Annotated in this window: 10 protein-coding genes; 6 read left to right on the top strand and 4 right to left on the bottom strand. The window is 68.6% G+C overall.

The features are described 5' to 3' along the window. Window positions 1–42 precede the first annotated feature (42 nt). The 3 genes from hutI to hutU are packed head-to-tail and all read left to right on the top strand — an operon-like array spanning window position 43 to window position 3,755. Window positions 43–1,296: an imidazolonepropionase gene (hutI, locus tag ABNQ39_RS18150; RefSeq protein WP_376962359.1), complete on the top strand. Its 1,254-nt coding sequence runs from the start codon at window positions 43–45 to the stop codon at window positions 1,294–1,296. Continuing rightward, window positions 1,293–2,021 carry a histidine utilization repressor gene (hutC, locus tag ABNQ39_RS18145; protein WP_376962357.1) on the top strand — a complete coding sequence of 243 codons (729 nt, stop codon included), beginning with the start codon at window positions 1,293–1,295 and terminating at the stop codon, window positions 2,019–2,021. The genes hutI and hutC overlap by 4 nt, the downstream gene beginning before the upstream one ends. A gap of 51 nt (window positions 2,022–2,072) precedes the next feature. After that, window positions 2,073–3,755 carry a urocanate hydratase gene (gene hutU / locus ABNQ39_RS18140; RefSeq protein WP_376962355.1) on the top strand — a complete coding sequence of 561 codons (1,683 nt, stop codon included), beginning with the start codon at window positions 2,073–2,075 and terminating at the stop codon, window positions 3,753–3,755. A 17-nt stretch (window positions 3,756–3,772) separates the two neighbouring features. Here the strand turns inward: hutU and ABNQ39_RS18135 are convergent, their stop codons facing one another. Then, window positions 3,773–5,101 carry a GH1 family beta-glucosidase gene (locus ABNQ39_RS18135; RefSeq protein ID WP_376962353.1) on the bottom strand — a complete coding sequence of 443 codons (1,329 nt, stop codon included), beginning with the start codon at window positions 5,099–5,101 and terminating at the stop codon, window positions 3,773–3,775. A 189-nt stretch (window positions 5,102–5,290) separates the two neighbouring features. Between ABNQ39_RS18135 and ABNQ39_RS18130 the strand changes: the two genes are divergently transcribed. Beyond that, window positions 5,291–6,316, top strand: a complete 1,026-nt coding sequence (locus ABNQ39_RS18130) for a hypothetical protein (protein WP_376962351.1) — start codon at window positions 5,291–5,293, stop codon at window positions 6,314–6,316. A 37-nt stretch (window positions 6,317–6,353) separates the two neighbouring features. Here ABNQ39_RS18130 and ABNQ39_RS18125 read toward each other — a convergent pair whose 3' ends face one another. Further along, window positions 6,354–7,433: a transglycosylase SLT domain-containing protein gene (locus ABNQ39_RS18125; RefSeq protein WP_376962349.1), complete on the bottom strand. Its 1,080-nt coding sequence runs from the start codon at window positions 7,431–7,433 to the stop codon at window positions 6,354–6,356. Between the two features lie 181 nt (window positions 7,434–7,614). Continuing rightward, complete coding sequence (locus ABNQ39_RS18120; RefSeq protein WP_376962347.1) at window positions 7,615–8,076, bottom strand: hypothetical protein; 462 nt, start codon at window positions 8,074–8,076, stop codon at window positions 7,615–7,617. Window positions 8,077–8,499: 423 nt separating this feature from the next. On the opposite strand from ABNQ39_RS18120, the gene ABNQ39_RS18115 reads away from it, so the two are divergent. Beyond that, window positions 8,500–10,467 carry a methyl-accepting chemotaxis protein gene (locus ABNQ39_RS18115; protein ID WP_376962345.1) on the top strand — a complete coding sequence of 656 codons (1,968 nt, stop codon included), beginning with the start codon at window positions 8,500–8,502 and terminating at the stop codon, window positions 10,465–10,467. A gap of 196 nt (window positions 10,468–10,663) precedes the next feature. Here ABNQ39_RS18115 and ABNQ39_RS18110 read toward each other — a convergent pair whose 3' ends face one another. Beyond that, on the bottom strand, window positions 10,664–12,115 hold the full coding sequence (locus ABNQ39_RS18110; RefSeq protein ID WP_376962343.1) for a catalase: 1,452 nt from the start codon (window positions 12,113–12,115) through the stop codon (window positions 10,664–10,666). A 121-nt stretch (window positions 12,116–12,236) separates the two neighbouring features. Here ABNQ39_RS18110 and ABNQ39_RS18105 point away from each other — a divergent pair, with 121 nt between their 5' ends. After that, the gene (locus ABNQ39_RS18105; RefSeq protein ID WP_376962341.1) at window positions 12,237–13,208 is read left to right on the top strand and encodes a LysR substrate-binding domain-containing protein; all 972 of its coding nucleotides are present in this window, start codon (window positions 12,237–12,239) and stop codon (window positions 13,206–13,208) included. The last annotated feature ends 50 nt before the right edge of the window (window positions 13,209–13,258 follow it).

Here is a 13,258-nt window from a genome sequence, read left to right as displayed (position 1 = left end):
CAAGAGGGTTGCTGCACGAACTTGTAGGAAGGAGCCGAACCGATGCCGACCAGCGCGCCGTGGGATTCCCTGTGGATCGACCTGTCCGTTGCCACCATGAGCGGCGATGACGGCTACGGTGCCATCGCCGACGCGGCGGTGGGCATCAAGGACGGCCGGATCGCCTTCGTCGGCCGCCGCGCCGACCTGACCGATGCGCCCGACGCGCTGGCGACCGAGGTGCATTCGGGGCAGGGCGGCTGGATGACCCCCGGCCTGATCGATTGCCACACCCACCTCGTCTATGGCGGCAACCGCGCCCGCGAATTCGAGATGCGGCTGAACGGCGCCAGCTATGAGGAGATCGCGCGGGCCGGCGGCGGCATCCTGTCCACCGTCACCGCCACCCGCGCCGCCAGCGAGGACCAGCTTCTCGCCGCCAGCCTGCCGCGGCTGGACAGCCTGCTGGCCGAAGGCGTGACGACGGTGGAGGTCAAGTCCGGCTACGGCCTCGACAGCGAAACCGAGACGCGCATGCTGTGCGTCGCCCGCCGGCTGGCCCAGGTCCGCCCGGTGGAGGTGCGCACCACATATCTCGGCGCCCACGCCCTGCCGCCGGAGTTCAAGAACGACCCCGACGGCTATATCGACCGCATCTGCGCCGAGACGCTGCCGGCCATCGCCGAAGCGGGCCTCGCCGATGCGGTGGACGCCTTCTGCGAGGGGATCGGCTTCTCCGTCGCCCAGACCCGCCGGGTGTTCGAGACGGCGAAGCGGCTCGGCCTGCCGGTGAAGCTGCATGCCGAACAGCTCAGCAACCTCGGCGGCGCCCGGCTGGTGGCGGAGTTCGGCGGGCTGTCCGCCGACCACATAGAGCATCTGGATGAGGACGGCGTCGCCGCCATGGCCAAGGCCGGCACGGTGGCGGTTCTGCTGCCCGGCGCCTTCTACGCCCTGCGCGAGACCAAGCTGCCGCCCATCGAGCTGCTGCGCCGCCATGGCGTGCCGATGGCGCTGTCCACCGACAACAACCCCGGTACCTCGCCGGTGACCTCGCTGCTGCTGATGCTGTCGATGGGCTGCACCTTCTTCCGCCTGACCCCGGCGGAGGCGCTGGCCGGCATCACCCGCCATGCGGCCAAGGCGCTGGGGCTGGATGATCGCGGCGTGATCGCGCCGGGCAAGCGCGCCGATCTGGCGGTCTGGCGCATCGAGCATCCGGCGGAGCTGGCCTACGCCATCGGCCTCAACCCCTGCATGGCGGTGGTGAATGGCGGCGTTGTCCGCAAGCCGCGGATCGAAGCGGGGGCCGCATGAGCGACACCATCTCCACCGCCCAGCCGCGCTACGCCCAGATCAAGGAGGCCATCCGCCGCCGGATCAGCTCCGGCGACTGGCCGGAAGGCTTCCAGATCCCGTCGGAGCACAAGCTGCTGGAGGAATTCTCGGTCAGCCGCATGACGGTTCACCGCGCGCTGCGCGACCTGACCGACGAGGGGCTGCTGACCCGCGTGCAGGGGCTGGGCACCTTCGTCGCCGAACGGCCGCCCAGCACCGACGTGGTGGAACTGCGCAGCATCGCCGACGAGATCGCCGAGCGCGGCAACCTCCATTCCTGCCGGGTGGAGCGATTGCTCGCGGTTGCCGCCGATGCCGGGCTCGCCCGCCGCTTCAACCTGCCGGTCGGGGCGAGGCTGTTCCATTCCATCGTCGTCCACAGCGAAAGCGACGTGCCGGTCCAGTTGGAGGAGCGCTGGGTCAACCCGGCGGTGGCGCCCGACTATCTCGACCAGGACTTCACCCGCCAGACGCCGGGCGAGTATCTGATCCGGCTGGAGTCCTCGCCGCAGGTCGAGCATGTCATCGAAGCGGTGTCGCCGACGGCGGAGATCGCCCGCCTGCTCGACATCCCCGTCACCGAGCCCTGCCTGCGCGTGACCCGCCGCACCTGGGTGCAGGGCCGCGTCGTCACGGTGGCGATGCTGGTCCATCCCGGCAGCCGCTACCGGCTGGGCGCGCGCTTCCAGTTGCCGCCCCATTAGCAAAACCGATCCTCGGAACAGCACATCCCTCCCACCAGGAGCCATCACCAGATGTCATCCCGCCTCGACAACCAGCGCGTCATCCGTGCCCCGCACGGCCCCGAACTGAGCTGCAAGAGCTGGCTCGCCGAGGCGCCGATGCGCATGCTGATGAACAACCTCGACCCCGACGTGGCCGAACGGCCGCAGGAGCTGGTCGTCTATGGCGGCATCGGCCGCGCCGCCCGCGACTGGGAGAGCTTCGACCGCATCGTGTCGGCGCTGAAGACGCTGAACGACGACGAGACCCTGCTAGTCCAGTCGGGCAAGCCGGTCGGTGTCTTCCGCACCCATGCCGACGCGCCGCGCGTGCTGATCGCCAATTCCAACCTCGTGCCGCGCTGGGCGACCTGGGAGCATTTCAACGAGCTGGACCGCAAGGGTCTGGCGATGTACGGCCAGATGACCGCCGGCAGCTGGATCTACATCGGCAGCCAGGGCATCGTGCAGGGCACCTACGAGACCTTCGTCGAGGCCGGGCGCCAGCACTACAACGGCGATCTGAAGGGCAAGTGGATCCTGACCGGCGGCCTCGGCGGCATGGGCGGGGCGCAGCCGCTGGCCGCCACCATGGCCGGCGCCTGCATGCTGGCGGTCGAATGCCGGCCCAGCAGCATCGAGATGCGCATCCGCACCGGCTATCTCGACCGCCACACCGCCGATCTCGACGAGGCGCTGGCCTGGATCAACGAGGCCTGCGCCAAGGGCGAGGCGATCTCGGTCGGCCTGCTCGGCAACGCGGCGGACGTCTTCCCCGAACTGGCGCGCCGCGCCGGCACCGACATCAAGGCCCGGCCGCACATCGTCACCGACCAGACCTCCGCCCACGATCCGGTGAACGGTTACCTGCCGCAGGGCTGGACCCTGGAGGAGTGGGAAAACGCCCGCGAAAGCCAGCCCGCCGCCGTCGCCGCCGCCGCGCGCAAGTCGATGCGGGTACAGGTGGAAGCCATGCTGGCCTTCCACGCCATGGGCATCCCGACCGTCGATTACGGCAACAACATCCGGCAGATGGCGAAGGAGGAGGGGCTGGAGAACGCCTTCGACTTCCCCGGCTTTGTCCCCGCCTATATCCGCCCGCTGTTCTGCCGTGGTGTCGGCCCGTTCCGCTGGGCCGCGCTGTCCGGCGATCCGGAGGACATCCGCAAGACCGACGCCAAGGTGAAGGAGTTGATCCCCGACGATCCGCACCTGCACAACTGGCTCGACATGGCGGCCAAGCGCATCCAGTTCCAGGGCCTGCCGGCGCGCATCTGCTGGGTCGGTCTCGGGCAGCGCCATCGCCTCGGCCTCGCCTTCAACGAGATGGTGAAGTCGGGCGAGTTGAAGGCCCCGATCGTCATCGGCCGCGACCATCTCGACAGCGGCTCGGTCGCCAGCCCGAACCGCGAGACCGAGGCGATGAAGGACGGCACCGACGCCGTGTCGGACTGGCCGCTGCTGAACGCGCTGCTGAACACCGCCAGCGGCGCGACCTGGGTCAGCCTGCACCATGGCGGCGGCGTCGGCATGGGCTTCTCGCAGCATTCGGGCATGGTCATCGTCTGCGACGGCAGCGACGCGGCGGCCAAGCGGCTGGAGCGCGTGCTGTGGAACGACCCGGCCACCGGGGTGATGCGCCATGCCGACGCCGGCTATGACATCGCCATCGAGTGCGCCAAGGAGCAGGGGCTGAACCTGCCGTTTCTGAAGTAAGACGGGGAGGGGGGTGGTCACGCCCCCCGGATCAAATCCGAATACCAGCGCGCGGACTCCTTCGGGATCCGCGCCTGGGTTTCGAAATCGACCCGGACGATGCCGAACCGCGTGCCGTAGCCGCCGCCCCATTCGAAATTGTCCAGCAGCGACCAGACGAAATATCCCTGCACGTCAGCCCCCAGCCGCTTCGCCTCCGCCATCGCCGCGATGTAGGCCTGGAGGTAGGACAGCCGCTCCGTATCCATGACCCGCCCCTCCGCGTCCGGCGTCTCGGCCGCCTTGGTGCCGTAGCCGTTTTCGGTGACATAGATCGGCAGGCGGTATCGCCGCGTCAGGTCGAGCAGCGTGTCGCGGAAACAGCCGGGATCGTAGGGCCAGTCGATGGCCGTCCGCGTCATCCCCGGCGGCGGCGAGCCGAAGCCGAAGCCCCAGATCAGGCTGTCGTCCCGGCGGCCATAGACCGGCGCATAGTGGTTCAGCCCGAACCAGTCAACCGGCCGGGCGATGCGCGCCATGTCGCCGGGCTGCACATAGGGCTCGATGGCCTCGGCGATGCGGCGCGGGTAGTGGGCGCGCAACTGCGCGTCGGGGAAGGCGCGGTTCCAATGCTCGTCGAACAGGGCCGCCGCCTCGACATCCTCCGGCCTGTCGGTCTCCGGCCGCATCGGCTGCACGCTGTGCACCGCGCCGATGGAGGCATCCGGCACCAGGGCGCGCAGCACGTCGACCCCAGCGCCATGGGCGAGGTTGACGTGGTGGATCACCTTTAGATGGGTCGTGCGGTCGGCGATGCTGGGCGCCCCCCAGCCGAAGGCCCAGCCGAACAGGGTGAAGACGGAAAACTCGTTGAAGGTGGCCCAGCGCTTCACCCGGTCGCCATAGCGCCGGGCGCAGAGGGCGGCGTAGTCCTCGAACCAGCCGATGCTGTCGCGGGTTGCCCAGCCGCCCATGTCCTGCAAAGCCTGCGGCAGGTCCCAGTGGTAGAGGCAGAGCCACGGCTCGATCCCCTTGTCCAGCAGCCGGTCGATCAGCCGGTCGTAGAAATCCAGCCCCTTGCCGTTCGGCACCCCGCGTCCGCGCGGCAGCACCCGCGGCCAGGAGACGGAGAAGCGGTAGGCCTGCAAGCCCAGCTCCGCCATCAGATCCACATCCTGCGGCATCCGGTTGTAATGGTCGCAGGCGACGTCGCCGCTGTCGCCGTTGTCGACCCGGCCCTTCAGCTTGCAGAAGCTGTCCCAGATGCTGGGCGCCCGCCCGTCGGCCTCGGCCCCGCCTTCGATCTGATAGGCGGAGGTGGAGGCGCCCCAGAGGAACTCTTTGGGAAAAACCGGACGTTCGGCCATGGCGGATCACCCGAATGGAGAGTGCCGGAATCCTACCCCTTTCCCGTCGGCGGGGAAGGGGCCAATCGTCGCTGGCGGCATCGTCGTCTGCCCGGTACTCCGTCACCATATCGCGGTCGACAGGACGGCGCGGCGCTCCTATGGTCTCGCCGACCGGACGAGCGAATTCAACAAAGGAACGGGCGCATCATGGCGAAAAAGGACGGAGTCAACGGCAAGGGCGGCCAGTTCAGCGGGACGCCGGCCGACCGGCTGGTCCGGCTGTGGCGCAACAACGACGAGCGCTTCGGCGCCCTGCTGGACGAGGTGCTGGACGGCAACCGCCAAGGCGTGATCGAGGCCGCGGTGGGCAAGCTGCGCGAGGAGGAGAGCTACGACTTCATGGACGAGGTCGAGGCCTTCTCGGAAACGGCGCAGAGCACCGACGAGCAGGGCGACCCGACCCTGTCGACCCTGTTCTGGGTGGCGCTGGAGGTCGATGGCCGGCTGGACGAGCCGCCGTCGGTCGACACCATCGAACGCGCGCTGGATTCGGCCGGGCTGCTGGAGAAGGCGTCGGACATGCGGCTGCTGCCGCTGTGGCTGGATCCGGAACCGCTGTCCTACCTGGAGGCCGCCGACCGCCGCACCCTGCTGCGCCGTCTGATCGACTCGACGGAGGCGGCGGAGGCCTTTGTGCGCGAACAGGATCTGGTCGCCAGTCCCGACGATGCCGGCATCCGCCTCGTCGGCGTGGTCGGTCTGGTGATCGAGGAGGATGCCGAGCGGGAGGGCGAGGCGATGCCCGATCCGCTCAACCTCGGCTTCGCCGGCGAGGGCCAGGAGATGGAGATCGACCCCATCGAGCAGGAGCGCATCCGCCAGTCGATGGCCGCCTTCGCCGAGGCGGTCGCCGCCGCCGACCCGCGGGTCAAGCGCTGTGAGCCGGTCGGCGGTCTGAACGACCTGCTGGACTTCACCGCCGAAGGCGTCTGGCCGGACGACGTGGATGCCAACTTCGACGAGGTCAACGACTTCCTCGACATCGCCGGCAACGAGACCGGCGACGGCGTTCTCGACGTGACGGTGAGCGAGGGGCCGGAGGGCCTGCAGCTGCGCGCCTACAACTCCGACGGCGTGCTGCTGGACGAACGGTCGTTCGACCTGAGCGGCGACCGTGCCGAAGAGGCGCTGGCCCTGATCAAGCGCCGCTGCCGCCGCGTCAGCGAAGGCTGAGCGGCAACAGGACCGAGGGGTGGGGGTCGGGGGCCGGTCAGGCCCCCGGCGCCACCACGAAGCAGGCCATGCCCTGGTTGACCAGCCCGCTGCAGGCGTTGGCCGCGTCCTGCTGCGACAGGCCTGACAGGCGGGCGCGGTAGAGCGGCCCGGTCTGGGTATCCACCGCCTGCACGATCCGCTGCGAGCGCGACAGCACCGGCACCGAGCTGCGGGCGCGGTCGATCACGCGCTGGCTGTCGTCGGGCGAGCGGAAGGCGCCGAGCTGCACCGTCCACACCCCGCCGCCGGCGGTCGCCGCCCCCGCCATCGTCGCCACCGGCCGCGGCGCCGGAGCATCGGGGGTGGAGGTGTCGGGCGCCACCACGCGCACGGTCTGTGCCGGGGCCGGAGCGGGGGAGGGCAAAGCCGCCACCGCAATCGGCGGACGGCTGGCTGCCGGCCGGCTGCTGGCGGGCGGCGTGTAGGACGGCGCAGGATTGACGGGCGCCGAATAGGAAGAGGACGGCCGGGCATAGGGCGAGCCGTAATCCGGCGGCGAATCGGACGAGGTGGATGGCGGCGCGCTGACCAGCACGATGTCGGCGCCGTTGGGGGCAGGGGTGCGGTTCAGCCGCGGTCCGACCGAGGCGATGTAGCGCTTGGTCTCGCCGGGCAGCCCGCGCTTGCCGGCCAGATAATCGCCGTAGCAGCCGGGACCGCAATTGTAGGCGCCGAGGAAGCCCGGCGCGCCGAACAGATTGTACATCTCGCGCAGGTAGGCGGTGCCGGCGATGATGTTGTCATGCGGATCGAACGGGTCGGAGCCCAGATTGTGCTTGCGCCGCATCTCGTCATAGGTCGCCGGCATCACCTGCATCAGGCCCATGGCGCCGGCCTTGCTGACGATCGGTTTGCCGTTGACGGTGGTGCGCCCGCCGCTCTCCTGGCGGATCACCTCGCGGATCCACAGCTCCGGCATGTCGAACCGCTTGGAGGCTTCCGCGACATGGGCATCGACCTCCTCCGGAGAGGCAACGCGATGTGAACCGCCTCCGCTGGCGCAGGCGCTCAGCAGGGCGGTCAAGGCGGCGCAGGTCAGCAACGGCTTCAGGCGACGCACGGAACCCCCGGTCATCGTTCAGTTCAATCTTTTGGATAAGCCCGATTTGGAGGTACGGACATTTGCACATTCCCGGCCCGCCGTAAACCGTCCCAGCTGTGACCTTCGACGCGGCCGGAGAGCGCGGAGGGGGAGGGGGCTGTCTAGTCCTTCGGACGCGCAAGCGGCCGTCCGGGCATCTGCCGTCCGGACGCCCTCAGCTCTCCCGGTCATCGTCCGGATCGCGGCGGGTGGCGAGTTCGCGCAGCAGCCGTTCCTTGGCGGTCTTCCGGCTCGGCCGGCCGCCGCCGCGCCCGAACAGCCCGCCCAGCAGCCCGCCCGGCTTCGGCGCGTCCTCCGGCTCCTCGGTCATCTGGGCGCGCTCCGCCTCGCGCCGGGCCAGCATGGCGGCCCGGTCGACCAGCGGGTTGCGCAACCGGCGCGGCAGCGCCTTGAAGGCGAGGTTGGCGCGTTCCAGGTCGGCGATGTCCTCGGTGGACCGGGCGATGCGCAGCGCCACCCGCAGCAGGTCGAGCCGCCACGCATCCTCCGGCGCATGCGGCAGCGTCTCCGCCGCCGCCAGCAGGGTATCCAGCCCCTTGCCGGTCAAGGCGCTGGTGGATCGTTCCCCGCCGGATTGCTCCCCATTGGGTCTGTCGGTGTCGCGGTCCCGTCCCATTCCGTCATCGAAGCTGTCGCACCGAAGGCGGACTTTAGGACGCCGACCGCCGCTTTGTCTGCCCCCAAGCGGGGGCCACACCGTTTGGGTGGGGGAGGGCAGGGCATTTGGCTGTGCCGGGAGAGGCGAGACATCGGGTCGTCTGCTGGAGAAACCTGGGAATGGGACATGGCTTGTGGCGCTGCTTTGGGCTCGGGTGCCGAATATCTATGCAAATTATTCTTCGCTAATACTTTGCTCGAACAAGGTGTCGCCAGAGCAAGACGGAACGTTCCTGGGAAGATGTGGACGCTCCGCAAATACAGTTAGCGTTTTCTTCATCATTTTTGGCCGTAGCTAATTTTATAGTATGCAGAGACGGTATGGCCGGGCGAAGGCCAGGGCAGCTCTACCCGATCCTGCGGTACAGCCAGGAGAGCGACCATGTTCCGCGGAATGAAGATCGGTGCCCGTCTGGCGGTTGCTCTGGCGGGAAGCGTCGTGCTGGCGGTCGGTGCGACCACGCTCAGCAATTTGTGGCTCAGCCGCCTGCTTGTCGAACATGCCGCCGACAATCAACTGAAGACGCTGCAGGAATTCCTCGATGCGAATGTCGCGAGCGAGGCCCGGCGTGCCCTGACCCTTGCCCAGGCGCTGGCGGGGAACGGGGAAATCCAGGCTGCGTTCGCCGCCCAGGACCGCAACCGTCTTGCGGGCATGCTCGTGCAGGGGTTCAAGGATCTCAAGGAACAGCATGGCATCACCCAGATGCAGTTCCACACACCGGCATCGGTATCGTTCCTGCGGGTTCATCGGCCGGAGAAATTCGGCGATGACCTGTCCTCTTTCCGCTTCACCGTGGTCGAGGTGAACAAGACCCACAAGCCTGTCTTCGGGCTGGAGAACGGCGTGGAAGGCCTTGGCATCCGCGGCGTCGTGCCGATGGTCAGCCAGGGTGCCCAGATCGGCTCCTTCGAGGTCGGCCTCTCCTTCGGCAAGCCGTTCTTCGAGGCGTTCCACAAGGAGACCGGTGCCGAGGTCGCGTTCCATACCGTGAAGGACGGAGGCTTCGAAACCTTCGCCTCGACCTTCCGCGAGGCGCTCGCCCTCGGCCAGGATCGGATGAAGGACGCGCTGATCCGGGAATCGGAGGTGCAAACCTACCAGCTCGGCGGCGCCAATTACGCCGTCCGGCTCGCTCCCGTCCGCGACTATCGCGGAACCGCCATCGGCTTCTACACCATCGCGATGGACCGGAGCGCGTTCGACACGGAAATTGCGGAAGCGCGAACCTCGGCGATCCTGATCGGGTTGGCGGTGCTCGCGGTGGCGCTCGGTGTTGCCTGGCTGGTGAACCGGGGCATTGCGCGTCCCATTCAGGGGATGACCGAGTCGATGGGCGACCTCGCCAGGGGGAACACCGATATCCGCGTTTCCGGGATCGGGCGCCGCGACGAGATCGGCGCCATGGCGGACGCGCTGGAGGTTTTCCGCCGCGGCATGATCGAGACCGAGGCGCTGCGGGCCGAGCAGGAGATTCTGAAGCAGCGGGCGCAGGAGGACCGGCGGGCGGCGATGCTTGACCTTGCCGACCGTTTCGAGGAGAGGGTCGGCCGTCTGGTCGGGGCCGTATCCTCGGCGGCGACGGAAATGGAGGCGTCGGCAGGGTCGATGTCGTCCACCGCGGAGCAGACGAACCGGCAATCCGCCGCGGTGGCCGCGGCCTCGGAGCAGACGTCCGCCAATGTCCAGACGGTCGCGGCGGCGACCGAGGAGCTTGCCGCTTCCATCACCGAAATCGGCAGCCAGGCGTCGCAGTCGCAAAGCGTGGCGGGCAATGCCGTGACCGATGCGAGGCAGACCGACGAGGCCGTGCGCAAGCTGGCCGACAGCGCCAAGCGGATCGGGCAGGTCGTGGATCTGATCCAGGATATCGCGAGCCAGACCAATCTCCTGGCCTTGAACGCGACCATCGAGGCGGCAAGGGCCGGTGAAGCCGGGAAGGGCTTCGCCGTGGTGGCTTCCGAAGTCAAGGCGCTCGCCACCCAGACCGCGCGGGCGACGGAGGAGATCAGGCAGCAGATTTCCCAGATGCAGCAGGATTCGGATGGCGCCGTCGACGCCATCAAGGGGATCGGCGGAGTGATCGGCGAGATCAGTGAGATCGCCGGGGCTATCGCGGCGGCGGTCGAAGAACAGGGCACCGCCACGCAGGAAATCTCGCGCAATGTCCAGCAGGCGGCCGTCGGAACTCAGGAGGTGTCCTCGCACATCGTCAGTGTGCGCGAGGCTGCCAACGAAACCGGGGCGGCGGCGGCGCAGGTCCTCGGTGCGGCCCAGGAACTGTCGCATCAGGCGGAGGTCCTGGCGGCCGAGGTCAAGGGCTTCCTCGACAGCGTCCGGGCGGCATAGCGGACAGCCGGTCGGCGGGCCGTCGGAATAAAAGCGGTCCTCTTTCCATTCCGGGAAGAGGACCGCAAGTTACTCGGGGAACTGCGCGGCAGGATGCCGGCAACCATGCCGGCGCCAGCGGGGGCAGGCGCGGCATCTCGAAGCCGGCCCCTCCGCGATGGTGCGGATGGGCCGGAAAACTCACCTCAAAATTGCGTCATTCCGCGGCCTGCGCCACCGTCAGGCCCAGCCGCTTCGCCACGCCCTCGCCATAGGCCGGGTCGGCGGCCAGGAAATGGTTCAGCTGGCGCTGCTGGATGGTCAGCGGGGCGTTGCGCAGGCTGCCGGCGATGTTGTCCATCAGACGGTCCTGGGCTTGCCCGCCGATCAGGCGGAACAGCGCTCCTGCCTGGGCGTAGTCGTCGTTGCCTTCGCGGTGGTCGTAGTGGGCGGCGTCGCCGCTGATGCGCAGCGGCGGCTCGCTCGCCACGCCGGTCTGGGCCGGGCCGCCGAAGCTGTTCGGTTCGTAGTTCGGCCGGCCGCCGCCGTTGCCGTCGGTGCGCATGGCGCCGTCGCGCTGGTAATTGTGGACCGGGCAGCCCTGCGGCTTGTTCACCGGGATCTGGGCGTAGTTGCCGCCCAGCCGGTAGCGGTGGGCGTCGGCATAGGCGAACAGCCGGCCTTGCAGCATCTTGTCCGGGCTGAAGGAGATGCCGGGCACCACGCTGGCCGGGCTGAAGGCCGACTGCTCGGTCTCGGCGAAGAAGTTTTCCGGGTTGCGGTTCAGCACCAGCTCGCCGATCTCGACCAGCGGGTAATCGGCATGCGGCCACACCTTGGTCAGGTCGAAGGGGTTGATGCGGTAGCCGTCGGCCTCGACCTCCGGCATGATCTGCACCGAGACGGTCCAGGCCGGGAAGTCGCCGTCCTCGATGGCGGCGTACAGGTCGCGGGTGGCGTGGTCGGGGTCGATGCCGCTCATGGTTTCCGCCTGCTCGGCGGTCAGGTTCTGGATGCCCTGGCGGGTCTTGAAGTGGTACTTGACCCAGAAGCGCTCGTTGGCCGCATTGATCCACGAGAAGGTGTGGCTGCCGAAGCCGTCCATGTGGCGATAGCCGCGCGGGGTGCCGCGGTCGCTGAACAGGATGGTCAGCTGGTGCATGGTCTCCGGCGACAGCGAGAAGAAGTCCCACATCGCGGTGGGGTCCTTCAGGTTGGTGGCCGGGTTGCGCTTCTGGGTGTGGATGAAGTCCGGGAACTTCAGCGGATCGCGCAGGAAGAAGACCGGCGTGTTGTTGCCGACCAGATCGTAATTGCCCTCTTCGGTATAGAACTTCACGGCAAAGCCGCGCGGGTCGCGGGCGGCATCGGCGGAGCCCTTCTCGCCGCCGACGGTGGAGAAGCGCAGGAAGACGTCCGTCTCCTTGCCCACGCCCGACAGGAAGGCGGCCTTGGTCCACGCCGTCACGTCGCGGGTGACGCGGAAAGTGCCATAGGCGCCGGCGCCCTTGGCATGCACCACCCGCTCCGGAATGCGTTCGCGGTTGAAGTGGGCCAGCTTCTCGATCAGGTGGAAATCCTGGAGCAGCAGCGGACCGCGCGGCCCGGCGCTCAGCGAATTCTGGTTGTCGGGAACGGGCTGGCCGAAGCTGGTGGTCAGGGTGCTCATCCGGGTCATCCTCGTTGGGGCGGTGTCGCCTGAAGCGGCATCATTGTCTCGCCCCTGGTTATCCGGCGTCTTGAACGATATATCCAAGACATAGAAGGAAATGCACCAATAGGCTTCGTCTATGAATGTCTCCGGCACTCTCTCCGGCCTCTCCCTGCGTGACCTGGAATATGTCGTCGCCGTCGCCGAGCTGCGCCATTTCGGCCGCGCCGCCGAACGCTGCGCCGTCAGCCAGCCGTCGCTGAGCGCCCAGATCCGCAAGCTGGAGGAGCTGCTCGGCCTCTCCCTGTTCGAGCGGACCAGCCGCAAGGTGCTGCTGACCCCGCGCGGCGAGGCCATCGTGGCGCAGGCCCGCGTCGTGCTGGAGGAGGCGCGGCGCCTGCTGACGCTGGCCGACGGGTCGGACGGGGCGCTGAGCGGACGGCTGCGTCTGGCGGCGATCCACACGCTCGGCCCCTACCTGTTCCCGCATATCCTGCCGCAGCTGCGCAGCGCATGGCCCGACCTGACGCTGATCCTGTCGGAGGGCCGCACCGACAGCCTGCTGGACGAACTGCGCGACGGAAGGCTCGACGCCGTTCTGCTGGCCCTGCCGGTGGAGGCCGACGGGCTGATCGTCGAAGGTTTGTTCTTCGAGCCCTTCCTGCTCGCCCACCCCGCCGGCCATCGCCTGTGCGGCGCTCCCCACCTGTCGCTGGGCGATCTCGATCCGGCGGAGCTGCTGCTGCTGGAGGAGGGGCATTGCCTGCGCGATCAGGCGCTGGCCGCCTGCGGTCTCAGCGCGCGGGGTGGCGGCGTTCACGCGACCGGGCTGGAAACCCTGCGCCACATGGTGGCGGCCGGAGCGGGCTGCACGCTGATGCCGTTGCTGGCGACCAGGGGGGATGAGGGACGGACCGCGACTGTCGGCGGGCTGGTCGATTACCGCCCCTTCGATGGGGCATCCGCAGGGGTTCGGCCGCCCGGCCGCGTCATCGGTCTGGTCTGGCGCAGCAGCGATCCGCGCGACCGCGGCCTGCGCGATCTGGCGGCCTTGCTGCACCGCACCCTGCCGCCGGGCACGGAATCCGTTCTATCCCGAAGAGATGACTGAGGCGGGAGGAACAAGCGCCCATCGGCCGGGTTGAAGGCTCGGCTCATGCT

This window comes from Azospirillum sp. A26 (genome assembly GCF_042604635.1).
Classification (GTDB): domain Bacteria; phylum Pseudomonadota; class Alphaproteobacteria; order Azospirillales; family Azospirillaceae; genus Azospirillum; species Azospirillum palustre.
This window is presented reverse-complemented; position numbering and strand designations above follow the sequence as displayed.

What these genes read in the sequence shown, in the direction of transcription:
- ABNQ39_RS18115 (WP_376962345.1), top strand. Translation starts at nt 8,500, where the DNA reads ATGTTCCGCGGAATGAAGATCGGTGCCCGTCTGGCGGTTGCTCTGGCG.
- ABNQ39_RS18120 (WP_376962347.1), bottom strand. Translation starts at nt 8,076, where the DNA reads ATGGGACGGGACCGCGACACCGACAGACCCAATGGGGAGCAATCCGGC.
- ABNQ39_RS18130 (WP_376962351.1), top strand. Translation starts at nt 5,291, where the DNA reads ATGGCGAAAAAGGACGGAGTCAACGGCAAGGGCGGCCAGTTCAGCGGG.
- hutU (WP_376962355.1), top strand. Translation starts at nt 2,073, where the DNA reads ATGTCATCCCGCCTCGACAACCAGCGCGTCATCCGTGCCCCGCACGGC.
- ABNQ39_RS18105 (WP_376962341.1), top strand. Translation starts at nt 12,237, where the DNA reads ATGAATGTCTCCGGCACTCTCTCCGGCCTCTCCCTGCGTGACCTGGAA.
- hutC (WP_376962357.1), top strand. Translation starts at nt 1,293, where the DNA reads ATGAGCGACACCATCTCCACCGCCCAGCCGCGCTACGCCCAGATCAAG.
- hutI (WP_376962359.1), top strand. Translation starts at nt 43, where the DNA reads ATGCCGACCAGCGCGCCGTGGGATTCCCTGTGGATCGACCTGTCCGTT.
- ABNQ39_RS18125 (WP_376962349.1), bottom strand. Translation starts at nt 7,433, where the DNA reads ATGACCGGGGGTTCCGTGCGTCGCCTGAAGCCGTTGCTGACCTGCGCC.
- ABNQ39_RS18135 (WP_376962353.1), bottom strand. Translation starts at nt 5,101, where the DNA reads ATGGCCGAACGTCCGGTTTTTCCCAAAGAGTTCCTCTGGGGCGCCTCC.
- ABNQ39_RS18110 (WP_376962343.1), bottom strand. Translation starts at nt 12,115, where the DNA reads ATGAGCACCCTGACCACCAGCTTCGGCCAGCCCGTTCCCGACAACCAG.